The organism is Methylobacterium gnaphalii (genome assembly GCF_007992215.1).
GTDB lineage: Bacteria > Pseudomonadota > Alphaproteobacteria > Rhizobiales > Beijerinckiaceae > Methylobacterium > Methylobacterium gnaphalii.
The window spans coordinates 111,876-137,542 of record NZ_BJZV01000012.1 but is presented as its reverse complement, the minus strand read 5'-3'; the positions used below and the strand labels follow the sequence as shown (position 1 = coordinate 137,542).

19 protein-coding genes and 1 other RNA gene are annotated in these 25,667 nt (G+C 67.7%); 17 read left to right on the top strand and 3 right to left on the bottom strand.

Annotated elements, in window-relative coordinates; genetic code table 11:
* Nucleotides 1–88: 88 nt before the first annotated feature.
* Nucleotides 89–2,722, bottom strand: a complete 2,634-nt coding sequence (gene pepN / locus MGN01_RS12195) for an aminopeptidase N (RefSeq protein WP_147046887.1) — start codon at nucleotides 2,720–2,722, stop codon at nucleotides 89–91.
* 126 nt (nucleotides 2,723–2,848) lie between these two features.
* Between pepN and gloA the strand changes: the two genes are divergently transcribed.
* Nucleotides 2,849–3,289 (top strand): lactoylglutathione lyase, encoded by a 441-nt coding sequence (gloA, locus tag MGN01_RS12190; protein WP_147046886.1) that lies wholly within the window; start codon nucleotides 2,849–2,851, stop codon nucleotides 3,287–3,289.
* Nucleotides 3,290–3,439: 150 nt separating this feature from the next.
* Here the strand turns inward: gloA and MGN01_RS23560 are convergent, their stop codons facing one another.
* Nucleotides 3,440–3,604 carry a hypothetical protein gene (locus MGN01_RS23560; protein ID WP_170245961.1) on the bottom strand — a complete coding sequence of 55 codons (165 nt, stop codon included), beginning with the start codon at nucleotides 3,602–3,604 and terminating at the stop codon, nucleotides 3,440–3,442.
* A gap of 201 nt (nucleotides 3,605–3,805) precedes the next feature.
* Here MGN01_RS23560 and rnpB point away from each other — a divergent pair.
* The 8 genes from rnpB (at nucleotide 3,806) to murD (ending at nucleotide 13,834) form a co-directional block, all read left to right on the top strand.
* Nucleotides 3,806–4,212: RNase P RNA component class A (gene rnpB, locus MGN01_RS12185), an RNA gene on the top strand.
* 358 nt (nucleotides 4,213–4,570) lie between these two features.
* Nucleotides 4,571–5,620, top strand: a complete 1,050-nt coding sequence (rsmH, locus tag MGN01_RS12180) for a 16S rRNA (cytosine(1402)-N(4))-methyltransferase RsmH (RefSeq protein ID WP_238257955.1) — start codon at nucleotides 4,571–4,573, stop codon at nucleotides 5,618–5,620.
* Nucleotides 5,621–5,734: 114 nt separating this feature from the next.
* Entirely contained in the window at nucleotides 5,735–6,169 is a 435-nt protein-coding gene (gene ftsL / locus MGN01_RS12175) for a cell division protein FtsL (RefSeq protein WP_147046884.1), read from the top strand.
* A 71-nt stretch (nucleotides 6,170–6,240) separates the two neighbouring features.
* Nucleotides 6,241–8,046, top strand: coding sequence for a peptidoglycan D,D-transpeptidase FtsI family protein (locus tag MGN01_RS12170; protein WP_373319181.1), 1,806 nt, complete (start codon nucleotides 6,241–6,243; stop codon nucleotides 8,044–8,046).
* A gap of 226 nt (nucleotides 8,047–8,272) precedes the next feature.
* On the top strand, nucleotides 8,273–9,742 hold the full coding sequence (locus MGN01_RS12165; protein ID WP_147046883.1) for a UDP-N-acetylmuramoyl-L-alanyl-D-glutamate--2,6-diaminopimelate ligase: 1,470 nt from the start codon (nucleotides 8,273–8,275) through the stop codon (nucleotides 9,740–9,742).
* 88 nt (nucleotides 9,743–9,830) lie between these two features.
* Nucleotides 9,831–11,288 carry a UDP-N-acetylmuramoylalanyl-D-glutamyl-2,6-diaminopimelate--D-alanyl-D-alanine ligase gene (locus MGN01_RS12160; protein WP_147046882.1) on the top strand — a complete coding sequence of 486 codons (1,458 nt, stop codon included), beginning with the start codon at nucleotides 9,831–9,833 and terminating at the stop codon, nucleotides 11,286–11,288.
* 105 nt (nucleotides 11,289–11,393) lie between these two features.
* Nucleotides 11,394–12,476, top strand: coding sequence for a phospho-N-acetylmuramoyl-pentapeptide-transferase (gene mraY, locus MGN01_RS12155; protein ID WP_147046881.1), 1,083 nt, complete (start codon nucleotides 11,394–11,396; stop codon nucleotides 12,474–12,476).
* A complete protein-coding gene (murD, locus tag MGN01_RS12150) occupies nucleotides 12,476–13,834 on the top strand; it encodes a UDP-N-acetylmuramoyl-L-alanine--D-glutamate ligase (protein ID WP_147046880.1) in 1,359 nt (452 codons plus the stop codon). The genes mraY and murD overlap by 1 nt, the downstream gene beginning before the upstream one ends.
* 198 nt (nucleotides 13,835–14,032) lie before the next feature.
* Here murD and MGN01_RS12145 read toward each other — a convergent pair whose 3' ends face one another.
* On the bottom strand, nucleotides 14,033–15,508 hold the full coding sequence (locus tag MGN01_RS12145) for a methyl-accepting chemotaxis protein (RefSeq protein WP_147046879.1): 1,476 nt from the start codon (nucleotides 15,506–15,508) through the stop codon (nucleotides 14,033–14,035).
* Nucleotides 15,509–15,831: 323 nt separating this feature from the next.
* Between MGN01_RS12145 and MGN01_RS12140 the strand changes: the two genes are divergently transcribed.
* From MGN01_RS12140 to ftsZ, 8 genes are all read left to right on the top strand, one after another.
* The gene (locus MGN01_RS12140) at nucleotides 15,832–16,998 is read left to right on the top strand and encodes an FtsW/RodA/SpoVE family cell cycle protein (protein ID WP_147046878.1); all 1,167 of its coding nucleotides are present in this window, start codon (nucleotides 15,832–15,834) and stop codon (nucleotides 16,996–16,998) included.
* A complete protein-coding gene (locus MGN01_RS12135; protein WP_147046877.1) occupies nucleotides 16,995–18,104 on the top strand; it encodes a UDP-N-acetylglucosamine--N-acetylmuramyl-(pentapeptide) pyrophosphoryl-undecaprenol N-acetylglucosamine transferase in 1,110 nt (369 codons plus the stop codon). The genes MGN01_RS12140 and MGN01_RS12135 overlap by 4 nt, the downstream gene beginning before the upstream one ends.
* A gap of 45 nt (nucleotides 18,105–18,149) precedes the next feature.
* Nucleotides 18,150–19,556: a UDP-N-acetylmuramate--L-alanine ligase gene (gene murC, locus MGN01_RS12130; RefSeq protein WP_147046876.1), complete on the top strand. Its 1,407-nt coding sequence runs from the start codon at nucleotides 18,150–18,152 to the stop codon at nucleotides 19,554–19,556.
* A 10-nt stretch (nucleotides 19,557–19,566) separates the two neighbouring features.
* Nucleotides 19,567–20,496, top strand: coding sequence for a UDP-N-acetylmuramate dehydrogenase (gene murB, locus MGN01_RS12125; RefSeq protein ID WP_147046875.1), 930 nt, complete (start codon nucleotides 19,567–19,569; stop codon nucleotides 20,494–20,496).
* Between the two features lie 49 nt (nucleotides 20,497–20,545).
* Nucleotides 20,546–21,469 (top strand): D-alanine--D-alanine ligase, encoded by a 924-nt coding sequence (locus tag MGN01_RS12120; RefSeq protein WP_147046874.1) that lies wholly within the window; start codon nucleotides 20,546–20,548, stop codon nucleotides 21,467–21,469.
* A complete protein-coding gene (locus tag MGN01_RS12115) occupies nucleotides 21,436–22,380 on the top strand; it encodes a cell division protein FtsQ/DivIB (RefSeq protein ID WP_147046873.1) in 945 nt (314 codons plus the stop codon). The genes MGN01_RS12120 and MGN01_RS12115 overlap by 34 nt, the downstream gene beginning before the upstream one ends.
* A 60-nt stretch (nucleotides 22,381–22,440) precedes the next feature.
* On the top strand, nucleotides 22,441–23,763 hold the full coding sequence (gene ftsA, locus MGN01_RS12110) for a cell division protein FtsA (RefSeq protein ID WP_147046872.1): 1,323 nt from the start codon (nucleotides 22,441–22,443) through the stop codon (nucleotides 23,761–23,763).
* Between the two features lie 100 nt (nucleotides 23,764–23,863).
* A complete protein-coding gene (gene ftsZ / locus MGN01_RS12105; RefSeq protein WP_147046871.1) occupies nucleotides 23,864–25,555 on the top strand; it encodes a cell division protein FtsZ in 1,692 nt (563 codons plus the stop codon).
* Nucleotides 25,556–25,667 lie beyond the last annotated feature (112 nt).

Here is a 25,667-nt window from a genome sequence, read left to right as displayed (position 1 = left end):
TCTGTGCCTATAGAAATTTAAAATTCACATCGACTGTTTTCGGTGTATTGGGGCTCGCTCATTGGCGTCGAAAGAGACTTTGCGCCGATCAGCTCGCCAGGCTGCGGCCGGCGATGTCCGCTACGTCTCGCGACAATCCTCCCACCGCTACGATCCCGCGCAGGGTCTCCTCTGCCGCAGCCCGGCGCCGGGGCTCCATTTGGCGCCACGAGCCGAAGGCGGTGAGGAGGCGCGCGGCGACCTGCGGGTTGCGCTTGTCGAGGGCCAGCACGGTCTCTGCAACGAGGGCGTAGCCGGCACCGTCGGCGCGGTTGAACTGCGTCGGATTCGACAGGCTGAACACGCCGACGAGGGAGCGCACGCGGTTCGGGTTGGTGATCGAGAAGGCGGGATGCTGCTGCAGCTGGCGGATGCGTGCGATGGTGCCGTCCTCGGGGATGGCGGCCTGGATCGCGAGCCACTTGTCGAGGATCAGCGGCTCGCCGGCATAGCGTTCGGCAAAAGCCGCGAGTTCGGCCTCACGCGCATCGCCGGGGATCTGCGAGAGCGTGGCGAGCCCGGCGAGCCGGTCCGTCATGGTGCCGGACGCGGCGATCTGCTCGCGGGCGAGCACCGTGCCGCGGTCAGGGTCAGCCACGGCGATCAGGTCGAGGGCCGCGTTGCGGAAGGCGCGCCGGCCGGCGGAGGCGGCATCCGGGCTGAAGGGCGCACCTGCCGGCTCGGCGAGCCTTTCCCGCAGGACGATGAGCGGGTCGCGCAGGCGCAGTGCGATCGCCTCGCGCAGGCGGCGGCGGGCAGCGAAGATGGCATCGGGATCGATGTTCGCGCCGATCTCGCTCGCCACCTCGCCCTCACTCGGCAGCGCCAGCATCAGCGCCGCGAAGGCCGGATCGTTCACGGCTTCCTGGTCGAGGAAGGCGGCGAGTGCGTCGGCAAAGCCCTCGGCCCCATCGAGCGTCTCCGAGCCACCTCGCGCGGCCGCGATGATGATGCGGAGCGCCACGCGCTGAGCGGATTCCCAACGGTTGAAGGCGTCGGTGTCGTGCCGGAGCAGCGTCAGGCGCTCGGCATCGCTCTGGTTGATCTCGACGCGCACCGGCGCCGAGAAATCACGAAACAGCGAGGGCACGGGCCGCGAGGCGACGCTCTCGAAAGTCACGCTGTCCTCCGCCTTGTCCAGCACGAAGACGCCGTCCTGTACGCGCTCACTCCTTGCCGCGAGCGGACCATCCTCGCCGACGAGACCGAGGGCCACCGGGATGACCAGCGGCGGCGCGTCAGCACCTGCGCCGGGGCGGGTCTGCCGGAAGTCGAGCCGGTAGGTCTTCGCGGCTGCATCATAGGTGCCGGTGACGGCGATGCGGGGCGTGCCGGGCCGCTCGTACCACTGCGCGAAATGCGAGAGATCGCGGCCCGTTTCCGTCGCGAAGGCCGCCAAGAAGTCTTCGACGGTAGCGGCAGTGCCGTCATTGTCGGCGAAGTAGCGGTCCATTCCTTTGCGGAACGCGTCTTCGCCGATCAGCGTCTTGAGCATCCGCACGATCTCGGCGCCCTTCTCGTAGACGGTCGCCGTGTAGAAATTGTTGATCTCGGCATATTGCTTGGGACGCACCGGATGGGCGAGCGGGCCGGCATCCTCGGGGAACTGGCGAGCGCGAAGCGTGCGGACCTCGCTGATGCGATGCACGGCGCGTGAGCGCATGTCCGACGAGAATTCCTGGTCCCGGAAGACAGTAAGACCTTCCTTCAGACAGAGCTGGAACCAGTCGCGGCACGTGACGCGGTTGCCCGACCAATTGTGAAAATATTCGTGCGCGATGATCGCCTCGATATTCGCATAGTCGGCATCGGTCGCGGTCTCGGGGCTGGCGAGCACGTATTTGTCGTTGAAGATGTTGAGACCCTTGTTCTCCATCGCGCCCATATTGAAGTCGGACACGGCAACGACGTTGAACACATCGAGGTCGTAGGCGCGGCCGAAGCCCTCCTCGTCCCACTTCATCGAGCGGATGACGGCGTCCAGGGCATAGTCGGCGCGGGCTTCCTTGCCCGGCTCGACATAGACGCCCAGCGCCACCTCGCGACCTTCCGAGGTGGTGAAGCGGCCCGTCACGCTGCCGAGACGGCCGCCGACGATGGCGAAGAGATAGGCCGGCTTCGGGTGCGGGTCCTGCCAAATCGCATAGTGTCGGTCGGTGCCGGGCACGTCGCCGCTCCCGACCGGATTGCCGTTGCCGAGGAGCACCGGCGCTTCCTCCCGCGAGGCCTCGATGCGCGTCGTGTAGATCGACAGGATGTCGGGCCGGTCGAGGAAATAGGTGATCCGCCGGAAGCCGTCGGCCTCGCACTGGGTGCAGTACACGCCGCTCGAGCGGTAGAGCCCCATCAGCTTGGTATTCGCCGTCGGGTCGATCTCGGTCTCGATCGCGAGCGTGAAGGGGCGCTGCGGCGGCCGGTGAATGGTGAGGCCGGAGGGCGAGGCGGTGTAGGCGTTCTCCAGCAGCACCTCGCCATCCATCGCGAGGGATACGAGCTTGAGCTCGTCCCCGTCGAGCACCAGCGGCGCGCCCACCTTGCCCTGCGGGTTCGGCCGCAGCGCCAGCAAGGCCGTGACCCGGCTCGCATGCGGGTCGAGCCGGATGTCGAGATCGACCCGGTCGATAAGATGGTCGCTCGGACGGTAATCGGCGAGGTGGATCGTCGGGGGCGTCTCGGTGCGCATGCGGGCTCGGCCTTCGGCTCGGACGGTCTGCGCCCTCTATCGAGTCCGCGGGGCGCGTGTGCAACCGTTGACGGGCGCCCGGGCGGGGCCATCTTGCCGGTCACGGCACGCAGCTGGGATCGGACGATGAAATACCTGCACACGATGGTTCGCGTCGCGGACCTCGACAAGGCGCTCGACTTCTACGTGGACACCTTCGGGCTCAAGGAGGTCCGCCGGGTCGACAACGAGAAGGGCCGCTTCACCCTGGTCTTCCTCGCCGCCCCCGACGACATGGCGCAGGCACAGGCCGAGAGGGCGCCGCTGATCGAGCTGACCCACAACTGGGACCCGGAAACCTATTCGGGCGGCCGCAACTTCGGGCATCTCGCCTACGAGGTCGACGACATCTACGCCTTCTGCCAGCGGCTGCAGGACAGGGGCGTGACGATCAACCGGCCGCCGCGCGATGGGTACATGGCCTTTGTGAAGTCGCCGGACGGAATCTCGATCGAGATCCTTCAGAAGGGTGGGACCAAGGAGCCTCAGGAGCCCTGGAAGTCGATGGAGAATACCGGCAGCTGGTAGTTCTTTGCCGAATTCGTCATGCCGAGGCCGTGCAGCGGAACCCGGCCTCCGCGACGGGGCGCAGCGTCACGGACGGATTGCGCCCCTCCGATGCACCCCTCTCGGTCCGGGTTCTCGCCGCTGGCGAAGTCCGGAATAACGGCGCGAGAGCTAGACGCTCACCGCCGGCGTGATGCCGAGTTCGGCGAGTTTGGCGGCGACGGCCTCGATGGGGCGTTTGAGCCGCATGCTGATCACCGACACCGGCACCCCCTCGCGGGCCATCGTGCGCAGTTGCTGGACAGTATCCAAGGTCCAGTTCGTCTCAATCGACATGGCGAGACCTCCTTCTCAGGTGGCGGCAGGCCCGGCACGCGGCGGCGCAGGGCCTGCCTGCAGATGAGAGTGGTCCTATCGCCGTGAGCCGGCAACCGTCTGCCGAAAATCGGTGCAAGCTCGAAAATTGGGCGTGTCAGTCGAGTGGTACCACCGCTGCCCTTGACCGCATCGCTGCCCGCGGCGCACATCCGCCCCGGATCAGTCGGCCGGGCGGCCGCTCCGTCCAGGTCTCGCGACCTGTGCGGGGAGGAAAGTCCGGGCTCCATGGAGAGACGGTGCCGGATAACGTCCGGCGGGGGCGACCCCAGGGACAGTGCCACAGAGAGCAGACCGCCCTGCATGCAGGGTAAGGGTGAAAGGGTGCGGTAAGAGCGCACCGCGGACGCGGCAACGCGGACGGCATGGCAAACCCCACCGGGTGCAAGACCGAATAGGGGCGACACGCATTCCCCGAGAGGGGAGGGCAGGCCGGCTCTCCAGGCCCGTCGCCCGGGTTGGTTGCTCGAGGCGGTCGGTGACGATCGTCCCAGAGGAATGGCCGCCACGTCCGGGTGCCGCAAGGCATCCGGGCCCTACAGAACCCGGCTTAAAGGCCGGCTGATCTCCCCGTTTTTTCGCTGCCGTCACCGCCCGGAATCGAGGGGTCGGTTGACGCTCGGTTAACCTTGCTCGGGTCTTTATCGAGGGGACCATTTCCGTTCGGCCACGCTCGTTGACGGCGCTCGAAACCCCATGGTACCCGGCTCGAACCCGCTAAAGGTGATTTTCGGATCGGCCGCCTCCCGCCCTGGTTGCGAGAGGAGCGGTCGTGCGCGGGGATTCGGTCGGCCGTTCGTCGGCCGCGACACCTCTGCCCGAACCGCCTTTACGCGCCCCACGCGCCCCGTAGGAACGCATGAGCCGGATCGCTTCCCTGTCTCTGCAGTTGGCTTCGATTCCGGCAACGCTGCGGGAGGTCGTTTCGTGAGCCGCTCCCCGCGCAGCAAGGCAGTTTCAGCCGAAGGCCCCCACGTCCCGGTGCTCCTGGCCGAGGTGCTCGAGGCCCTCGCGCTGGAGGGCCCGGGTCTCGCTGTCGACGGCACCTTCGGAGCGGGCGGTTACACCCGTGCCTTGCTCGACGCGGATCCCTCGATTCGCGTCATCGCGATCGATCGCGACACCACCGCGATCACCGGTGGCGCCCCCCTCCAGAAGAAGGCCGGCGGGCGGCTCCGACTGGTGGAGGGCCGCTTCGGGTCACTGGATACGCTTGTCGAGGCACAGGGTGAAACCGGGGCCGACTGGGTCGTGCTCGATATCGGCGTCTCGTCGATGCAGCTCGATCAGCCCGAGCGCGGCTTCTCCTTCCGCAATGACGGCCCGCTCGACATGCGGATGTCGAGCGAGGGCGAGAGCGCGGCCGACCTCGTCAACGAGGCCGAGGAGGCTACGCTCGCCGACATCTTCTTCCATTATGGCGAGGAGCGCCGCGCCCGCGCCGTTGCCCGCGCCATCATCGAGACCCGCCGCCGCGCGCCGATCAAGACCACCGGCGAACTCGCCGAACTGATCGCCGGCGTGGTGCGCGCCGAGCCGGGCAGCCACATTCACCCCGCCACGCGCAGTTTCCAGGGCCTGCGCATCGCCGTGAACGATGAGCTCGGCGAGCTGGTCGCGGCGCTTCACGCGGCCGAGCGCATTCTGCGCCCTGGCGGGCGGTTGGCCGTGGTCACCTTCCATTCGCTGGAAGACCGGATCGTGAAGCAGTTCCTCTCGGCCCGCAGCGGACGCGCCGTCCAGGCATCGCGACACGTGCCGAGTGTCGAGCTGCCGCTGCCGAAGAGCTTCTCGCTGGTCACCAAGGGGCCGGTCCTGCCGAGCGACGAGGAGTGCCGCGTCAACCCGCGGGCGCGCTCTGCCAAGCTTCGCGCCGCCGCGCGCACCGACGCCCCCGTTCCCGCGCCGCTCGATGCGGTCCGGGAACTCGCCATCCTTCCGGCCACCGCCGCGCTTCGTGGAGGATCGCGTCGGTGATCCCAACGGCCGTTCACTCCGACTCTTTCTGCCGTCGACCGCCGGTGAGCGAGAACGCGCACCGCGGCTCGTGTGGCGGACGGCCCTTGAGGCGCAGCATCAAGGGCGAGCATCATGATTAGGATCCTGAACATCCTCGCCGTGCTCGGGCTGATGGCCTCTGCCGTGCATGCCTATTCGACGAAATACGACACGCTCTATCAGGCCGCGCAGGTCTCGAAGCTGAAGAGCCAACTTCACAACGAGCGGCAAGCCATCGCAGTGCTGCGCGCCGAGTGGCAACTTCTGACCCGTCCCGACCGGCTCCAGGCTGCCGTCGAGCGCCACCTCGCGCTCGAGCCGATCGGCATCGAGCACCTGGCGCGGATGTCCGACCTGCCGGCCCGTCCCGACCGCGGCGACGAGATCGGCCGGCTGCTCGCCGCCACCGCGACGCCGAAGGAGAAGACCGCGACCCGAGCCGACGAGCCGCGCACCACGGGCTCGATCACCCGCTCGACGACGACCCGCACCGTCAGCACCCGCACGCCTGCCACGGCTTCGAGGTAGTCATCGTGTCCGAATACCATCCGCAGGATCAGGGTGCGCCAGCCGCCGGCGAGCACGAGGCTCACGAGGCGGTGCAGTTCGAGCAGCCCGTAGAGCAGGCCGGCGAAGAGGATGGCGTCCCCGAGCGCTTCGTCGCCACGGAGCCGCGCGAGCGCTTCCTCGGCCGCCTGTGGCACACGATGTTCCGCCTGGCGATCGAGCGCTCTTACGCCCGCGTCGGCATCGTCGGCCTCGGCTTCGGCGCGGTCTTCTGCGCGATCGCGGTTCGCCTCGTGATCATGGCTTCGGCGCCGAGCTCCAGCAACGACGACCACCGCATCGCCGCTTCCGCGACCACCGCGATTCGTCCCGACATCATCGACCGCAACGGCGAGATCCTCGCCACGGACATCCGCACGGTCTCGGTCTTCGCCGAGCCGCGCAAGATCTACGACAAGGATGAGGCGGTCGAACTGCTCACCGCCGTCCTGCCGGAACTGAACGCCTCGGAGCTCCGCGCGAAGCTGTCGACGAAGAAGGGCTTCGTCTGGGTCAAGCGCGAGATCACCCCGAAGCAGCAGCAGGAGGTGCACCGCCTCGGCCTGCCCGGGGTCGGCTTCCTGCCGGATCACAAGCGCGTCTACCCGAACGGCGTCGCTGCCGCGCACATCATCGGCGCGACCAACCTCGACAATGTCGGCATCGCCGGCATGGAGAAGTACATCGACAACCAGGGCAACGGCGCCCTCAACAGCCTCGGCTTCGTCGCCAAGCAAACCGATCTCGCGCCCGTTCAGCTCTCCCTCGACCTGCGCGCCCAGTTCGCGGTGCGCGACGAACTCGTGAAGGGCGTCGAGCACTTCAAGGCCAAGGCCGGCGCCTCCATGATCCTCGACGTGAATACCGGCGAGGTGATCGCGCTCGCCTCCTATCCCGACTTCGATCCGAACGAGCCGAAGGACGCGCTCTCGCCCGACCGCATCAACCGGATGAATGTCGGCGTCTACGAGATGGGCTCGACCTTCAAGGCGATGACGCTCGCCATGGCGCTCGATTCCGGCAAGTACAACGTCAATTCGACCTTCGACACGCGCGGCGGTGCGATGCACTGGGGCCGCCAGACCATCCACGACTACCACGCCACGGGCCGTGTCCTGACCATGCCGGAGGTGTTCACCCACTCCTCCAACATCGGCTCGGCCAAGATGGCGCTCGGCGTCGGCATCCCCGGACACCAAGCCTTCCTCCGGAAGATGGGCCTGCTCGACCGCATGCGCACCGAGCTGCCGGAGAGCGCTTCGCCGATCCTTCCGCCGCGGTGGAGCGAGATCAACACGATCACCATCGCCTTCGGTCACGGTATCGCGGTGGCACCGATCCAGGCCACGGCCGCGGTCGCCGCGATCATCAACGGCGGCGACTTCATGGTGCCGACCTTCCTCAAGCGGGACGAGGCGACGGCCCGCGCCAAGGCGCGGCACGTGCTCTCGGCGCAGAACAGCGAGGCCATGCGCTACATCATGCGCCTCAACGCCACCGAGGGCTCGGCCAAGAAGGCCTCGATCCCGCTCTATTACGTCGGCGGCAAGACCGGCACGGCCGAGAAGGTGATCGGCGGGCGCTACAACAAGAACCGCCTGTTCACGACCTTCATGGCCGCCTCGCCCATGAATGCCCCGAAATATCTCTTCGTGACGCTGATGGACGAGCCCCAGGGCCTGCCGGAGACCGGCGGCTACGCGACCGCCGCCTACAATTCCGGCTCGGTGACGGGTAAGATCATCGAGCGCGTCGCGCCGATCCTCGGCCTGCCGCCGCAATTTGATCCGCCGGCCAAGCCCTTCCCGCAGATGGTCAAGGCCGGCGCGTATCACGTGAACATGGTCGATGGGCGGTGAGCCGTCGGCTTGCGTCGGGTGAAGTCACCCGCGCCATCGTCCTGATCTGTAACGCGCGTCATTCTGAGGTTCGCCGAGGGCGGGAAACCGAACCCGGCGGGGCATGCCGGAGGCGACCCGTCCACCAACGAGCGACGCATCTCGAGTGGAGTCCTGGTCTCGCTACGCGGACCCGGAATGACGGCGGGAACGAAAACGCGGGACCTTCAGCCCGGAGGGCGGCGCCATGACAGCCTTGACGCTCCACAGCCTGTTCCCGGATGCCGACGTTGCCGGCCATCCGGTCGCTGCCGTCACTGCCGACAGCCGCAAGGTCGTACCCGGCGGTGTCTTCGTCGCGATCCCCGGCACGAAGGCGGATGGCCGGCTCTTCGCCGCCACGGCTGCCGCTGCCGGCGCGATCGCCGTGGTCGGCGAGGGCACGCGCCCGGCCGATCTACCTGCCGAAGCCGCATGGATCGCGGTATCCGACGCCCGCCGCGCCCTGTCGCTCGCCGCAGCGCGCTTTTCCGGCCGCCAGCCCGAGACGGTTGTCGCCGTGACCGGCACCGCCGGAAAGAGCTCGGTCGCCGATTTCGTCCGCCAGATCCTGTCGCGGATCGGCCGAGAATCGGCGAGCCTCGGCACGGTCGGCATCGTCACCAACAAGGGCGCGGCTTACGGCTCGCTGACCACCCCCGACCCGGTGACGCTGCACGAGACCCTGGCGCGGCTCACGGATGACGGCATCACCGATCTTGCCATGGAAGCCTCCTCGCACGGGATCGAGCAGCGCCGGCTCGACGGTGTGGTGTTGAGGGCGGCCGGCTTCACCAATCTCGGGCGCGATCACCTCGACTATCACCCGACCGTCGAGGACTATCTCGAAGCCAAGCTCCGGCTGTTCACCACGCTGCTGCCGAAGGGCCGGCCGGTCATCGTCAATGCCGATGGTGCCTATGCCGAGAGGGTCATCGGCGCGGCCGATGCCGCAGGCCACGAGATCCGGACCACCGGTCGCGCCGGCCACTACATCCGCGTCGAGGACGTTCGGCCGGAGGGCTTTTCGCAGGCGCTGACCCTGCATGGCCCCGGCAAGGACGGCGAGACCACCTATACCGTCCGGCTGCCGCTCGTCGGCGAGTTCCAGATCGAGAATGCCCTCGTCGCGGCCGGCCTCGCGCTGGCGACGCCCGGCGGCGAGGCCGATCCGGCCGGCGTGTTCGCAGCGCTCGAAACGCTCACAGGCGTGCCGGGCCGCATGGAGCGGATCGGCGAAGCCAATGGCGGCCTCTGCCTCGTGGATTATGCGCATAAGCCCGAAGCGCTGGAGCATGTGCTGATGGCGCTTCGGCCCTTCGCGACAGGTCGCCTCGTCCTGGTCTTCGGCTGCGGCGGCGACCGCGACACCGGCAAGCGGCCGATCATGGGCGAGATCGCCCAGCGCCTCGCCGACCGGGTCATCGTCACCGACGACAACCCACGCACGGAGGAACCGGCTGCGATCCGCGCCGCAATCCTGGCGCAGGCTCCGGGCGCCGAAGAGATCGGCGACCGTGCCGAGGCAATCCGCACCGCCGTTCGTGAATTGCAGCCGGGCGACGTGCTTGTCGTAGCCGGCAAGGGTCATGAAACCGGCCAGATCGTGGGCGACCGGGTACTCCCATTCTCGGACCACGACACGGTTCGCGCCGCCATCGCGGAGCTGAAGGGGTGACCACGTTTCCGGCAGACCCGCTGCTTCCGCGCTCTCCGCAAGCGGGGGGAGCGGACGCGCGCATCTTTTCTGGCCAATCGGAGGCCGCATGACCGACCTTTGGACGCGATCCGCCCTCGAGGCGGCCACCGGCGGCAGCCTGCAGGGTGAGCCCCGTGCCGTCACCGGCGCCTCGATCGACACCCGCACGCTCCAGCCGGGCGACCTGTTCTTCGCCATTCGCGGCGAGACCCGCGATGGCCACGACTTCGTGCAGCCGGCCCTGGAAAAGGGCGCTGGCGCGGCTGTCGTCGCGCAGAGCCGTGCCAGGGAATACGCCGGGTTCGGACCCGTGCTCGCCGTGCCGGAGACCGGCGAGGACCCGGTGCTCGACGCCATGCGCGCCATCGGCCGCGCCTCGCGCGACCGCTCCCAGGCCGGCATCGTCGCGGTGACGGGCTCCGTCGGCAAGACCGGCACCAAGGAGGCCCTGCGCCACGTGCTCTCGGCCCAGGGCGAGACCCACGCCTCGGTCGCCTCTTACAACAACCATTGGGGCGTGCCGCTGACCCTGACGCGCATGCCCGAGAGCGCCCGCTACGGCGTTTTCGAGATCGGCATGAACCACGCCGCCGAGATCGTGCCGCTCACTGCGCAGGTCCGTCCGCAGGTGGCGCTCGTCGTCACGGTGGAGCCCGTGCATATCGAGCACTTCCGCTCCCTCTCGGCCATCGCCGACGCGAAGGGGGAGATTTTCTCCGGTCTTGAGCCCGGCGGTGTCGCCATCATCAACCGCGACAATCCGAATTTCTCGCGGCTCCTGGCGCATGCCCATGCCTCCCGGGCCGGCCGCGTCGTCACCTTCGGCGAGCATGAGGAGGCGGATGTCCGCGCCAATCGCATCGTCACGCGGCCAGACCTTTCGGTGGTCGATGCGACGGTGATGGGCGTGCCGGTGACCTACCAGCTCGGCACCGCCGGCCGGCACGTCGCCATGAACTCCCTCGGCGTGCTCGCCGTGGTCCACTCCCTCGGCGCCGACCTCGCCCGCGCGGCGATCTCGCTGGCCGGACTGAAGCCGCCGGTGGGCCGTGGCGAACGCACCGCGCTCACCATCAAGGATGGCGAGGCGTTCCTGGTCGACGAGAGCTACAACGCCAACCCGGCCTCGATCCGCGCCGCCCTGGCGACGCTCGCGGGCATCGAGGTGACGGGGCGCGGCCGGCGCATCGCGGTGCTCGGCGATATGCTCGAACTCGGAGCCTCCTCCGAGCAGCGCCACCGCGAGCTGGCCGATGCAGTGCGCGCCAACGGAATCGACCTCGTCTTCACGGCGGGCAGCATGATGCGCCACCTGTTCGAGGCGCTGCCGGTCGCGAATCGCGGCGCGGCGGCCGCGACCTCGGCGGAACTCGTCGACGCCGTGCTCGACCGCCTTCGGCCGGGCGACGCCGTGATGGTGAAGGGCTCGAACTCCATCCGCATGGGCAGGATTGTGGAAGCGGTGAAGGCTCGCTATGCGAACGCCACCGATCCGCGGGACGCGCAACTCAAGGCTGCTCCCTGACCCTCCGATGGCGGCTGCCTCTCGACGCTGCCGTGCCCTCCCGATCTCGCTGACCGGCGCAAACCTTGCCGGACGCGACCAGAGCCCGCGGCGACTGGCAGACGAATGTTCTACCTTCTCTCAGACCTGAGCAGCAGCTTCACCGCGCTCAACGTCTTTCGCTACATCACCTTCCGCACCGGCGGCGCGCTGTTCACGGCGGGCCTCTTCGTGTTCTGGTTCGGGCCGTGGATCATCTCGCTGCTGCGCCTGCGTCAGGGTAAGGGCCAGCCGATCCGCGAGGATGGCCCCGCCACCCACCTGACCAAGCGCGGCACGCCGACCATGGGCGGCCTGATGATCCTGGCCGGCTTCCTCGTCGCCGTGCTGCTCTGGGCCAACCCGCGCAACCACTACGTCTGGATCACCCTCGCGGTGACCGTGGGCTTCGGTGCGATCGGCTTCTACGACGACTACCTCAAGGTGACGAAGCAGTCGCATCTCGGCTTCTCGGGCAAGTTCCGCCTGCTGCTCGAAGCGTCGATCGCCGGCGCGGCCTGTGTGCTAATCTCCTATTATTCACCGCCCAGTCTGCAGAACGAGCTCGCCTTCCCGGTCTTCAAGGATGCACTGCTGAACCTCGGCTGGTTCTGGGTGATCTTCGCCGGTTTCGTCATCGTCGGCGCCGGCAATGCGGTGAACATCACCGACGGTCTCGACGGCCTCGCCATCGTGCCGGTGATGATCGCCTGCGGCACCTTCGGCTTTATCGCCTACCTCGTCGGCAACTCGTTCACCGCGGGCTACCTGCAGGTGAACTACGTCCGCGACACGGGCGAACTCGCCGTGGTCTGCGGCGCGGTGATCGGAGCAGGCCTCGGCTTCCTCTGGTTCAACGCGCCGCCCGCGCAGATCTTCATGGGCGATACCGGCTCGCTGGCCCTGGGCGGCCTGCTCGGCACCGTCGCGGTGGCCACGAAGCATGAGATCGTGCTCGCCATCGTCGGCGGCCTGTTCGTCCTGGAGATGATGTCGGTCATCATCCAGGTCGCCTCGTTCAAGCTTACGGGAAAACGCGTCTTCCGAATGGCGCCGATCCATCACCATTTCGAGCAGAAGGGCTGGAAAGAGGCGCAGGTCGTGATCCGCTTCTGGATCATCGCCGTCATCCTGGCGCTTGCCGGCCTTGCGACACTGAAGCTGCGCTGATGACCCCTGCCACCACATTCGCCGGGAAGAAGGTCGCCCTCTTCGGTCTCGGCGGCTCCGGCCTTGCCACGGTCCAGGCGCTGAAGGCCGGCGGTGCCGACGTGATCGCTTGGGATGATAGCCCCGAGAGCGCCGAGCGGGCTCGGCAGCAGGGTATCACCGTCGCCGATCTGCGCGAGGCGGACTGGTCCGGCTTCTCCTCGCTCGTCCTCGCGCCCGGCGTGCCGCTGACCCACCCCGAGCCGCACTGGACTGTCGGTCTCGCCAAGGCGGCCGGCGTGGAGATCATCGGCGATATCGAGATCTATTGCCGCGAGCGCGCCGCCCACGCGCCGGACGCACCCTTCGTCGCCATCACCGGTACCAATGGGAAGTCGACCACGACCGCGCTGATCGCGCATGTCCTCGCCAGCGCCGGCTACGACGTGCAGATGGGCGGCAATATCGGTACCGCGATCCTGTCACTGCAGCCGCCCTCGCGCGAGCGCATCCACGTCGTCGAGTTGTCGACCTTCCAGATCGACCTGACGCCGAGCCTGAAGCCCAGCGCCGGTGTCCTGCTCAACCTGACGCCCGACCACCTCGATCGCCACGGTACGATGGAGAACTACGCGGCGATCAAGGAGCGCGTGGTCCAGTCGGCAGACCTCGCCATTGTTGGCGTCGACGACGCGTATTGCGAGGCCATCGCCGGTCGCCGCTCCGGGCCGATGATCCGCGTCCATGTGGAGGGCCACGGCCAGGCGCAAGCCGAGTTGATCGCGCGCGACGCCAAGGTGTTCGAGGGCGGCACGGTGCTCGCCGATCTCGATGGGATCGGCTCGCTGCGCGGGGCTCACAACTGGCAGAACGCAGCCGTTGCCGCCGCCGCGGTGCGCGCCTTCGGCGTCGAGGGCGAGCGGCTGGCTGCCGGGCTGAAGAGCTTTCCGGGGCTTGCCCACCGCATGGAACAGGTCGGCCGGCGCGGCCGGGTGCTCTTCGTCAACGACTCGAAGGCGACGAACGCCGATTCCACCGAGAAGGCGCTCACCGCCTTTCGCGATATTCATTGGATCGTCGGCGGCAAGGCGAAGGAGGGCGGCATCACCCCGCTCGTGCCGCTCTTCGATCGCGTCGCCCATGCCTACCTGATCGGCGCGTCGAGTGATGCCTTTGCGCAGACGCTCGATGGGCGGGTGCCCTACACGCTCTGCGGCACCCTCGACGTCGCGACGCAGAAAGCCGCCGAGGCCGCCGCCGCATCGGAGGCGGCCGAGCCGGTCGTGCTGCTCTCGCCGGCCTGTGCGTCCTACGATCAGTTCCGAAACTTCGAGATCCGAGGCGACCGGTTCCGGGAGCTCGTCAGGGCCCTTGGCTGACGCCCACGCGGCCATCGTCCGACGCCTGCAGCTGGGCAGAAGGTGATCCGGGAACCAGCGCAGGGAGGGGCGCGCCAGCGGCTCCTTACGAGCGGCGCTGATAGCGAGACGCTTCGCGACGTCTTTCGCCGGCACGAGAAGGGCCGCTGTTGCCCCCATCCGGGGGCTGCCAGCTTGGCGACCTTTCGGGGCGCTATCCTACCGCGCCAGCACCTGCGCAGCGTTGCGCGTCGTGGCCACGGCATCCGAGACCTGGGTCACGGCCGAGGTGATCCCCGTGATATTGTCCGCGATGGTCGCGACCGCACGGGCGGCCTCCTGCATGTTCACCGACATGTCCCGCGTCACGGCCGACTGCTCCTCGACCGCTGCTGCCGTGGCGACGACGTGGTTGCGCATCACATCGACGGACTGGCGGATCGAATCGAGCGCTCCGACCACCTCGGACGAGACCGCTTGGATGCCTTCGATTTCGCCGTTGATCTGGTCCGTGGCGCGCGCTGCCTGACTGGCGAGGCTCTTCACCTCCTGGGCGACCACCGCGAAGCCGCGTCCCGCATCGCCAGCGCGCGCCGCCTCGATCGTGGCGTTGAGCGCCAGCAGGTTGATCTGTGCGGCGATGGTGTTGATGAGGCCGACGATCCCACTCATCGCATTGGCGGCGTTGGAGAGCCGCTGCGTGTAATCACTGGCCTCGCGGACGCGCTCGGAGGCGCTGTCCGTGGCAGCCTGTGACTTCTGCATGCTCTGCGAAACCTCCGCGACCGAGGCTGCAAGCTCTTCGGTGGCGGCGGCCATGGTGCCGACGCTGCCCGAGGTGGTCCGGGCGGCATCGAGAGCGATCTGCGACTCCTGGGTCGAGCGGCCGACGGCCTGGTCGATCTCGCCGAAATTCTGGTCGATCATCACCCGGAGCTTCGCAAGGAGGCTGACCTGCTCGGTGATGTCGGTCGCGAACTTCACGACCTTGTAGGGACGCCCCGAGGCGTCGAGGATCGGGTTGTAGGATGCCTGGATCCAGACTTCTCGCCCGCCTTTGGCGAGGCGCTTGTACTGCCCGGCCTGGTAGGTGCCCCGATTCAGCGTCGCCCAGAAGGCGGCGTAGTCCGGAGCGACGCGGTAGGCCGGGTCCACGAACATGGAGTGGTGCCGGCCCTTGATCTCGTCGAGCCGGTATCCGACCACCGAGAGGAAGTTTTCGTTGGCGTCGAGGATCGTGCCATCGAGGTCGAACGCGATCACGCCCTGCGACTTGCTGATCGCTGCCACCTGCCCGGCGCGGTCGGCATCCTCGGCCTTCTGGCGCGTGATGTCGGTCGCGAACTTGACGATGCGATAGGGCTTGCCGGCGGGATCGAAGAGCGGATTGTAGGAGGCCTCGATCCAGATCTCGGCACCACTCTTGGAGAGGCGCTTGAACTGCCCGGCCTGGTACTGTCCCGCGCGCAGCTTCTCCCAGAAGGCCCGATAGTCAGTCGACTCCTTGTAGGCTGGATCGACGAACATGCTGTGATGTCGGCCAGCGATCTCCGGAAGCGCGTAGCCGACAGCGGAGAGGAAGTTCTCGTTCGCAACGAGGATCTTGCCGGAAAGGTCGAACTCTATGACCGCCTGCACGCGATCGAGCGCTGCCAGCTTCGCGTTGTTCTCCTGCTCACTCTTCGATTTGAACATCACGTTTTCCAACCTCACCGACGAGCAATGTCGATGCCCCCGAAAGACCGAGGCGCGAGATTTGATTAGGAGTTTTGCGCTGGAGACTGAATCGGCCTCGTGCACGCAACTAACAGTATCAAATTAGAGTGCACTATGAGACAAAGATGATTAATATAGACTAAATGGGCTTGTTCTCGTGACCGTCGGTCAAAACCGTCGGTTGAAATCGTTATTCGAAATGCGGGACCACGAACCTAAGGAAGCGTTTACCATTCGGCTTCACCATTTTCGCTGGCCGCGGTCTAGCCAAGCGCGGCCGGCTGAAGAGGTTGATCCGCACGATGATGTCTCGCGCCGAGCGCACGCCGCTGAATGACTGGTGGTGGACGGTAGATCGCGCCCTGCTGGCAGGCCTTGGCTGCCTGATGGTGGCCGGCCTGGTCTTCCTGATGGGCGGTGGGCCGCCGGTGGCGGAGCGTATCGGCCTCCCGACCTTCTATTTCCTCAACCGGCAGGCAGCCTATCTCGTGCCGACGATCGGGCTGATCGTCGCCGTATCCTTCCTGTCTGTGCGCCACATCCGCCGCTTCGCGCTGGTCACTTGGCTGATCGGCGTCGTGCTCTGCGTGCTCGCCAGCAAGTTCGGCCCCGAGATCAAGGGAGCGCATCGCTGGATCCAGTTCGGCTCGTTCGGCCTGCAGCCCTCCGAATTCGTGAAGCCGGCCTTCGTGGTGGTGGCCGCCTGGGCCTTCTCCGAGGGCGCTCAGCGGCGTGACATGCCAGGCGGCCTGCTCGCCATCGCACTTCTGCCGATCACCATCGTGCCGCTTCTGCTGCAGCCGGATTTCGGCCAGACCATGCTGATCACCATCGTCTGGTGCACCTTGTTCTTCGTGGCAGGCCTGCACTGGTTCTGGGTCGCCGGCCTCGGCGGCCTTGGCCTGCTCGGTGTGCTCGCGGCCTATACGATCCTCCACCACGTCAAGGAGCGTATCGACCGCTTCCTCGACAAGGATTCAGGCGACAGCTTCCAGGTATTCTGGTCGCGCGAATCGTTCACCTCCGGCGGCTGGTTCGGCACCGGCCCGGGCGAAGGCGTCGCCAAGCGCCACCTGCCCGATGCGCATACCGACTTCATCTTCTCCGTCACCGGCGAGGAGTTCGGCGTGATCGTCTGCCTCTGCCTCGTCGCGCTGTTTGCCTTCATCGTGATGCGCGGCTTAAAGCTCGCCCGGCGTACGGACGACACCTTCTCGAGGCTCGCTATCACCGGACTGACCACGCTCTTCGGGCTGCAGGCCTGCATCAACATGGCGGTGAACACGCAGCTGATGCCAGCCAAGGGCATGACCTTGCCCTTCGTCTCCTATGGCGGCTCGTCGCTGATCTCGCTGGCGCTGGGCATGGGCTTCCTCGTTGCGCTGACCCGCAAGCGTCCGCGGACTTCGACCCTCGGCCAGCGTCCGCCCGGCACGACGCCGTCGGCCGTTCCCGGTCTCATGCAGTGACGGTCTTCCAACCCCTCGTCCTGGTTTGCGCGGGCGGCACCGGCGGGCATCTGTTCCCCGCCGAGAGCCTCGCACATGCCCTGAAGGCCCGTGGCATCCGCGTGGCGCTCGCCACCGATGCCCGCGTGGATGCGATCTCGGGCGAGTTTCCGGCCGAGGAGATCGTCACGATCCCCTCCGCGACCCCATCGGGCCGCTCGATCCTCAAACGCGCAGGAGCGATCGGACAGCTGGGCCGCGGCTTCGGCCGCGCGGCCAGGGAGATCCGCCGGCTGAACCCGGCCCTCGCGATCGGTTTCGGCGGTTATCCGACCGTCCCTCCCGTTCTTGCCGCGCAGATGATGCGGGTGCCGACGATCCTGCACGAGCAGAACGCCGTGATGGGCCGGGCCAACGGTTTCCTGGCTCGCGGCGCGCGCGTCATCGCTACCGGATTCGCCGAAGTGCGCGGCGTGCCGGCCAAGGCAACGGCCCGCCGGGTCCATACCGGCAACCCGATCCGCCCCGCGGTGCTGGCCGTGGCCGACACGCCGTATCCGTCGACCGAGCCCGGCGCTCCTTTCCACCTCCTCGTCTTCGGCGGCAGCCAGGGCGCGCGCGTGATGAGTGACGTCGTGCCGAGCGCGATCGAGTCGCTGCCCGCGGATTTCCGCGCGCGGCTGCACATCGTCCAGCAGGCGCGGCCCGAAGACCTGACTGCGGTCCAGAACCGCTACCTCGCCATGGGGCTCGCCGGAATCGAGGCTGCGCCGTTCTTCAAGGACCTGCCCGGCCGCATGGCGAGGAGCCACCTCGTGGTGGCCCGCTCGGGCGCCTCGACGGTCTCCGAGCTTGCCGCGATCGGCCGGCCGTCGATCCTGGTGCCGCTGCCGGGCGCTCTCGATCAGGACCAGGCCGCCAATGCCGCGACGCTCGCCACCATCGGCGCGGCGCTGAACCTGCCGCAAAGCGCGTTCACGCCCGATCGACTCACCGCCGAGCTCGTGGACTACTTCGAAGCGCCCGAAAAATTGACCGCAGCGGCCAAGGCCGCCAAAACCGCCGGCATCCTCGACGCGGCCGAGCGGCTGGCGGCTCTGGTCGTCGAGACGGCCGCCCGGACCTGATTCTTCTCATTCTTTCGCGTCAGTGCACGCCACGGACATCATCCCATGAAGCTGCCCGAGAAACTCGGCCCCGTTCACTTCATTGGCATCGGCGGCATCGGCATGTCCGGGATTGCCGAGGTCATGGCCAATCTCGGCTATACGGTGCAGGGCTCCGACGCGAACGACAACGCCAATGTGCGCCGGCTCGCGGACAAGGGCATCAAGACCTTCGTCGGCCATAGGGCAGAGAACGTCGAGAACGCTGCGATCATCGTGGTCTCCACCGCGATCCGCCGCGACAACCCCGAACTCGAAGCCGCCCGCGAGCGCCGCCTGCCGGTCGTCCGCCGGGCCGAGATGCTGGCTGAGCTGATGCGCTTCAAGTCCTGCGTCGCCGTTGCCGGCACGCATGGCAAGACCACGACCACGTCGCTCGTCGCCACGCTGCTCGATGCCGGCAATCTCGATCCGACCGTGATCAACGGCGGCATCATCAACGCCTACGGCACCAATGCCCGCATGGGTGCCGGCGACTGGATGGTGGTGGAGGCCGACGAGTCCGACGGCACCTTCCTCAAGCTGCCGGCCGACGTGGCCATCGTCACCAACATCGACCCCGAGCATCTCGACCATTTCGGCTCGTTCGAGGCGATCAAGGACGCCTTCCGGCGCTTCATCGACAACATCCCGTTCTATGGCTTCGCGGTGATGTGCATCGATCACCCGATCGTGCAGGACCTCGTCGGCCATATCGAGGACCGCCGGATCATCACCTACGGCGAGAACCCGCAGGCCGACGTGCGCCTGATCGACATCGATCTGCGTGGCGGCCAGAGCAAGTTCCGCGTCATGATCCGCGACCGGCGCCCCGGCTTCCGGATGGAGATGAGCGACCTCGTCCTGCCGATGCCCGGCAAGCACAACGCGCTCAACGCCACTGCCGCCCTCGCCGTGGCCCACGAACTCGGCGTGCCGGAGGACGCAATCCGCAAGGCGCTGGCCGGCTTCGGCGGCGTGAAGCGCCGGTTCACCCGCACAGGCGAGTGGAACGGCGCCACGATCTTCGACGATTACGGCCATCACCCGGTGGAGATCGCCGCGGTGCTGAAGGCAGCCCGTGCCTCCACCGACGGGCGGGTCATCGCCGTGGTCCAGCCGCACCGCTACACGCGCCTGCAGTCGCTGTTCGACGATTTCTGCACCTGCTTCAACGATGCAGACACGGTCGTCGTCGCGCCGGTCTATGCCGCCGGCGAGGCGCCGATCGAGGGCATCGACCGCGATTCCCTCGTCGCCGGCCTGCGCTCGCGCGGCCACCGTGATGCCGTGGCGCTCGAGAAGCCCGAGGATCTCGCCGGCATCATCGCGGGCCATGCGGGGCAGGGCGATTATGTCGTATGCCTCGGCGCCGGCACGATCACGCAATGGGCCTACGCTTTGCCGGGTGAATTGGCGGCGCTGAAGGGCTAAGCGAGCCTCCATGGCTTCCATGACCCTCATCGACGACATTCGCGGCGCCGCTCCCGCCCTACGCGGACGCCTGCTCGCCAACCAGTCGCTCGCCGACCTGACCTGGTTCCGTGTCGGTGGGCCGGCCGAGGTGCTGTTCAGCCCGGCGGACGAGGAAGACCTCGCGCTGATGCTCGGTGCGCTTGATCCGGCCATCCCGGTCACGGTGATCGGTCTCGGCTCGAACCTGATCGTGCGCGACGGCGGCATTCCCGGCGTCACCATCCGACTCGGCGGCAGGCCGTTCGGCTCGGTCGAGATCGACGGCGACAGCATTCGCGCCGGCACGGCCGTGCCAGACATGCGCCTCGCCAAGAGTGCGGCCGAGGCCTCTGTCGACGGGCTCGCCTTCTATCGCGGCATCCCCGGCTCGGTCGGCGGCGCGCTGCGCATGAATGCCGGCGCCCATGGCGGCGAGACCACCGACGTGCTGGTCGAGGCGCGCGGAATCGATCGCTTCGGAAACCTGCGCACGCTCACGCATGCGCAGATGGGATTCTCCTATCGCCACTGCTCGGCGCCGGACGACATCATCTTCACGAGCGCGCTCTATCGCGGCCGGCCTGGAAACCGGGAAGAGATCGAAGCCGAGATGGATCGCGTCACCGCGGCCCGCGAGGCGGCGCAGCCGATCCGCGAGCGCACCGGCGGATCAACCTTCAAGAACCCGGACGGCGCCAAGGCCTGGCAGCTCATCGATGCCGCCGGCTGCCGTGGCCTGACCTACGGGGGCGCGCAGGTCTCGGAGATGCACTGCAACTTCCTGATCAACCGTGGCGGGGCGACAGCTGCCGATATCGAAGGCCTCGGCGAGGAGGTGCGCCGGCGCGTCCGCGAGACCTCCGGCCACGAGTTGCACTGGGAGATCAAGCGCATCGGCGTCACCGCCGACGCAGCCTGACGCCGAGAGATCCCTCCGTGCCCTGCGGGGCCTGATCCGGAGCCCATCCATGTCCAAGCACGTCGCCGTCCTGATGGGCGGTTGGTCCTCCGAGCGGCCGATCTCGCTGAGTTCGGGCAATGCCTGTGTGAAGGCGCTCGAAGGCGAGGGCTATCGGGTGACGCCCGTCGACGTCGGACCGGACATTGCCGCAGTGCTGACTCAGCTGAAGCCAGATGTGGCGCTCAATGCCCTGCATGGCCCCGCTGGCGAGGATGGCACGATCCAGGGCCTCCTGGAGATCTTGAAGATCCCCTACACCCATTCCGGCGTGCTCGCCTCGGCGCTGGCGATGCACAAGGAGCGTGCCAAGACGGTGCTGCATGCCGCCGGCGTCGCCGTGCCCCAGGGCTGCGTCGTTAACCGTTTTGTTGCAGCAAAGTCACATCCGCTGCCTCCGCCATATGTGGTTAAGCCCATCGCGGAGGGCTCCTCGATGGGCGTGATTATCGTGCGTGACGAGCGCTCGCATCCGCCCCAAATCCTGGCCTCGGACGAGTGGACTTTCGGCGAGGAAGTCCTTGCAGAGACTTACGTTGCAGGCCGCGAGCTGACCTGCGCCGTACTGGGCGACAAGGCCCTCGGCGTGATCGAAATCAAGCCGGCTTCGGGGGAGTGGTACGACTTCGATGCGAAGTACGCCGAGGGGGGCTCGATCCACGTCCTCCCTGCAGAAATTAAACCGAATGTTTACCAGCGTGTCCAAGAGTTGTCGTTAACGGCGCATCAAGCACTCGGGTGCCGGGGCGTAAGCCGTGCCGACCTTCGTTACGACGACACGCCGGGGGGAACCGGGGCGCTCGTCGTCCTGGAGGTCAACACGCAACCCGGAATGACCCCGACGAGCCTTGTGCCGGAGATGGCGGCCCATGCGGGCATGAGTTTCGGTGAGCTCGTTCGATGGATGGTGGAGGACGCCTCTCTGGGACGCTGAACCCCGCCGGGAATCCGGAGGGTGCCGGCTTTCCCGCGGCGGTGGCGAGTCGGCTCCAGGGCGTCCTGAAGCCGCTCCTGCGACCGCGCCGCTCTAGAAATTCTCAGCCGATCGAGGCGCGTCTCCCCCGTGGGCTCGGCGCGGCCCTCGTCGCCGGCACGTTCGCCACCGTCTCCATCTTCGGTTTCGTCGCCAGCGGACGATACGACGCCTTCATCACCGAGAACGGCCGTCCCCTCGACATCATGGCGCGCATTGCCGGCTTCGGCGTCGAACGCGTCACGATCTCAGGCATCTCGCGGATGTACGAGCGGGAGGTCATGCAGGCCGCCGGCATCGACTGGCGCTCCTCGGTGCCTTTCCTCGATGTCAACGAGGTCCGCCAGAAGCTGATGGCCGTGCCGCTGATCGCCACGGCCTCGGTGCGCAAGCTCTATCCCAACGAGATCGTCATCACGCAGGTCGAACGCGAGCCGGCCGCCCTCTGGCAGAAGAACGGCGAGATCCAGGTGATCGCCGCCGACGGCACCGTGATCGACGAGATGCGCGACGAGCGCTACGCCAACCTTCCGCTGGTGGTTGGCGAGGACGCCAACGTCCACCTGCAGGAATATCTCAAGCTGATCGATGCGGCCGGTCCGCTCGGCGAGCGCGTCAAGGCCGGCAGCTACGTCTCCGGCCGGCGCTGGACGCTGAAGCTCGACGGCGTCGACATCCGTTTGCCGGAGACCGGCGCGAACGAGGCGCTCGCCCGTCTCGTCGACCTGGAGCGCAAGAACCGGCTCCTGGAGAAAGATATCATCGCGGTCGACCTGCGCATGGACGACCGCGTGGTGGTGCGTTTGACAGAGGAGGCTGCGGCCGCCCGCGCAGAGGCGCGGAAGAAGACGAAGAAGGGAGCCGCGACATGATCCGTGCCGCGCTCTCTTCCGCCGACCCCGCTGCAGCGTCCTCTCTCCGGTAAGCGTCACATGTCATCCCACCACGGCCTCACGCCGCGTATGAAACCTCTCTCCGCCCGGCGGAGCGCGACGCTGTCGATCCTCGACATCGGCACGAGCAAGGTTGTCTGCCTCATTGCTGAACTACAGCCCATGGAGCAGCTCTCGACCCTGCGCGGCCGCACCCACATCGCCCGCATCATCGGCATCGGGCACCAGCGCTCCGTGGGCCTCAAGGGCGGCGCCATCGTCGATCTCGAAGCTGCCGAGAATGCGATCCGTCAGGCGGTGCACGCCGCCGAGCGGATGGCGAAGGTCGAGGTCCAGTCGGTCATCGTGAACATGTCCGGCGGTCGCATCGCCTCCCAGCGCTTCGAGGCGCGGGTGAACGTCCGCTCAGGCACCGTGACCGGCTCCGACGTCGAGCGTGTGCTCGAGACCGCCAGCGCCCATGGCGTCGGTCCCGGCCGCACCGTCCTACACGCTCTGCCGACGGGCTACGCCCTCGACGGCCAGAGCGCCGTGATCGATCCCTCGGGCATGATCGGTGACATGCTTGGCGTCGACCTTCACGTCGTCACCAGCGAGGCGGCTGCCGCGCGCAACCTGATGCTCGCGGTCGAGCACTGCCATCTCGGCGTCGAGGGTGTGGTCGCCACGCCCTACGCCTCCGGTCTGTCGGTGCTCGTGGATGACGAGGCCGAGATCGGTTGCGCCGTTGTCGACATGGGCGGCGGCACCACCAGCGTCGGCGTCTTCTCCGGTGGCCATCTCGTCCACACCGACGCCATCGCGGTGGGCGGCCATCACGTGACCATGGACATCGCCCGTGGCCTCTCGACCCGCGTCGCCGCGGCCGAGCGGCTCAAGACGCTCTACGGCTCCGCCATCTCCACGACCTCCGACGAGCGCGACATGATCGCGGTCCACGGCGTCGGCGAGGACGAGGCCGAGACGCCGACCCACGTTCCGCGCTCGCACCTCGTGCGGATCATCAAGCCGCGGGTCGAGGAGATCCTTGAACTCGTCCGCGACCGGCTCCGCAAGGCCGGCTTCGCGGCGCAGGCCGGTAACCGGCTCGTGCTGACGGGCGGTGCCAGCCAACTCGTCGGCCTGCCGGAGACGGCGCGCCGGCTGATGCAGGGACAGGTACGGATCGGGCGTCCGCTCGGCATCCGCGGCCTGCCCGAGGCGGCCAAGGGGCCGAGCTTCTCGGCCGCGGTCGGGCTGCTTGTCTACCCGCAGGTCGCCCATGCGGAGCATTTCGAGCCGCGCCGGCAGCGCGCCTTAGCGGCTACGGGAACCAACGGATATTTTGGCCGGCTCACGCAGTGGATCGGCGAAAGTTTCTGAGACGGATTTGAACCGGCCTTCCGCGAGGAAGGCCATCCAAAGAGAACCGGGCGCCGCAGGGCGCACACGCAACGCAAAGAAATCGAAGGGGCTTCACATCATGGCCATCTCCCTGCAGGCGCCGGACATCCGCGAACTCAAGCCCCGCATCACCGTGTTCGGTGTCGGCGGCGCCGGCGGCAACGCCGTCAACAACATGATCGAATCCGGCCTGCTCGGCTGCGAGTTCGTCGTCGCCAACACCGATGCCCAGGCGCTGACCTCGTCGAAGGCCGAGCGCGTGATCCAGATGGGCCTTGGCGTGACCCAGGGCCTCGGCGCCGGCTCGCACCCGGAAGTTGGCTCGGCCGCTGCTGAAGAGGTGATCGACGAGATCCGCGATCAGCTCTCGGGCGCGCATATGTGCTTCATCACCGCTGGCATGGGCGGCGGCACCGGCACCGGTGCGGCTCCGGTCATCGCCCGCGCGGCCCGCGACATGGGCATCCTGACGGTCGGCGTCGTGACGAAGCCGTTCCAGTTCGAGGGCATGCGCCGCATGCGTACGGCCGATGCCGGCATCGCCGAGCTTCAGGCCGCCGTCGATACCCTGATCGTGATCCCGAACCAGAACCTGTTCCGGGTCGCCAACGAGAAGACCACCTTCGCCGACGCCTTCGCGATGGCCGACCAGGTGCTCTACTCGGGCGTTGCCTGCATCACCGACCTGATGGTCAAGGAAGGCCTGATCAACCTCGACTTCGCCGACGTGCGCGCCATCATGCGCGGCATGGGCAAGGCCATGATGGGCACCGGTGAGGCGTCCGGCGAGAACCGCGCCCACCGTGCCGCCGAGGCGGCCATCGCCAACCCGCTCCTCGACGAAGTCTCGATGAAGGGCGCCCGCGGCCTGCTGATCTCGATCACCGGCGGCGCCGACCTCACCCTCTACGAACTCGACGAGGCCGCCACCCGCATCCGCGAGGAGGTTGATTCCGAGGCCAACATCATCCTCGGCGCGACCTTCGACGAGAGCCTGGAAGGCATCATCCGCGTGTCGGTGGTCGCCACCGGCATCGAGCCGGCCCTGATCTCGGCAACCTCGCCGAACAGCCAAGTCGTTGCCGAGACCGAGCAGCGTATCGCCGAAGTCGCAGAGAAGCTGCGCGCCGAGGCCCGGGCCCGCGCTGCCCAGGCTGCCCCGCAGATGGCCCCGGCTCCTCGGCCGGCCGCCGAGCTCCAGGCGCCGATGGCCTCCGCGCCGCAGCCCGTCGCCGCCGAGCCGGCGCCGGTCGCCGCTCCGGTGGTGCGCGATGACGTCGTCCTGACCCAGGCGCCCCCGCGTGCCCCGGTCGCCTACGAGCCGCCTCAGGTTCAGGCGCCCGTCGCCGAGCCGGCTCCTGCCCAGTCCGGCCCCTTCGTGCCGCCGCGCCCGCAGGTCGCCCGCGCTCCGCGCATGCCGCAGATCTCCGACCTGCCGCTCCACACGCAGGCTCAGATCCGTCAGACCCGCGGCGAGGCACCGGCCGAGCCCGAGCAGGACTCCAAGCGCATGTCGCTGCTGCGCCGTCTTGCGACGGTCGGCTTCGGCGGCCGTCGCGAGGAGGCCGAGGCCGCTCCGCTTCCGCAGATGCGCGCTCCGGCTGTCCCGGTCGCTCCGCCGGCCCCGGTCCGCGCGCCTGCCGTACAGGCGCCGCAATATCGCCCTGCTCAGGGCAATCTCGACGCGCAGGGACGAGTCGCCCCGCAGCCGCGGCTGATGGACGACGATCACCTCGAGATCCCGGCTTTCCTTCGCCGCCAGGCGAACTGAGCCGTACTCGGCGGATCGTCTGAAGCCTTTCTGCCACAGGCCCGGGACCGAAAGGTCTCGGGCTTAACCATTTTGTAAGAGCTTGAACGGGCTCGGTTTTCGGTACTTTGTG

Bases quoted from the DNA above. Each gene is read 5' to 3' on its own strand.
- gloA (WP_147046886.1), top strand. From the start codon at position 2,849: ATGAAATACCTGCACACGATGGTTCGCGTCGCGGACCTCGACAAGGCG.
- pepN (WP_147046887.1), bottom strand. From the start codon at position 2,722: ATGCGCACCGAGACGCCCCCGACGATCCACCTCGCCGATTACCGTCCG.
- mraY (WP_147046881.1), top strand. From the start codon at position 11,394: ATGTTCTACCTTCTCTCAGACCTGAGCAGCAGCTTCACCGCGCTCAAC.
- murC (WP_147046876.1), top strand. From the start codon at position 18,150: ATGAAGCTGCCCGAGAAACTCGGCCCCGTTCACTTCATTGGCATCGGC.
- MGN01_RS12120 (WP_147046874.1), top strand. From the start codon at position 20,546: ATGTCCAAGCACGTCGCCGTCCTGATGGGCGGTTGGTCCTCCGAGCGG.
- ftsA (WP_147046872.1), top strand. From the start codon at position 22,441: ATGTCATCCCACCACGGCCTCACGCCGCGTATGAAACCTCTCTCCGCC.
- ftsL (WP_147046884.1), top strand. From the start codon at position 5,735: ATGATTAGGATCCTGAACATCCTCGCCGTGCTCGGGCTGATGGCCTCT.
- MGN01_RS12115 (WP_147046873.1), top strand. From the start codon at position 21,436: ATGGATGGTGGAGGACGCCTCTCTGGGACGCTGAACCCCGCCGGGAAT.
- MGN01_RS12160 (WP_147046882.1), top strand. From the start codon at position 9,831: ATGACCGACCTTTGGACGCGATCCGCCCTCGAGGCGGCCACCGGCGGC.
- MGN01_RS12165 (WP_147046883.1), top strand. From the start codon at position 8,273: ATGACAGCCTTGACGCTCCACAGCCTGTTCCCGGATGCCGACGTTGCC.
- MGN01_RS12145 (WP_147046879.1), bottom strand. From the start codon at position 15,508: ATGTTCAAATCGAAGAGTGAGCAGGAGAACAACGCGAAGCTGGCAGCG.
- ftsZ (WP_147046871.1), top strand. From the start codon at position 23,864: ATGGCCATCTCCCTGCAGGCGCCGGACATCCGCGAACTCAAGCCCCGC.
- MGN01_RS23560 (WP_170245961.1), bottom strand. From the start codon at position 3,604: ATGTCGATTGAGACGAACTGGACCTTGGATACTGTCCAGCAACTGCGC.
- murB (WP_147046875.1), top strand. From the start codon at position 19,567: ATGGCTTCCATGACCCTCATCGACGACATTCGCGGCGCCGCTCCCGCC.
- MGN01_RS12140 (WP_147046878.1), top strand. From the start codon at position 15,832: ATGATGTCTCGCGCCGAGCGCACGCCGCTGAATGACTGGTGGTGGACG.
- murD (WP_147046880.1), top strand. From the start codon at position 12,476: ATGACCCCTGCCACCACATTCGCCGGGAAGAAGGTCGCCCTCTTCGGT.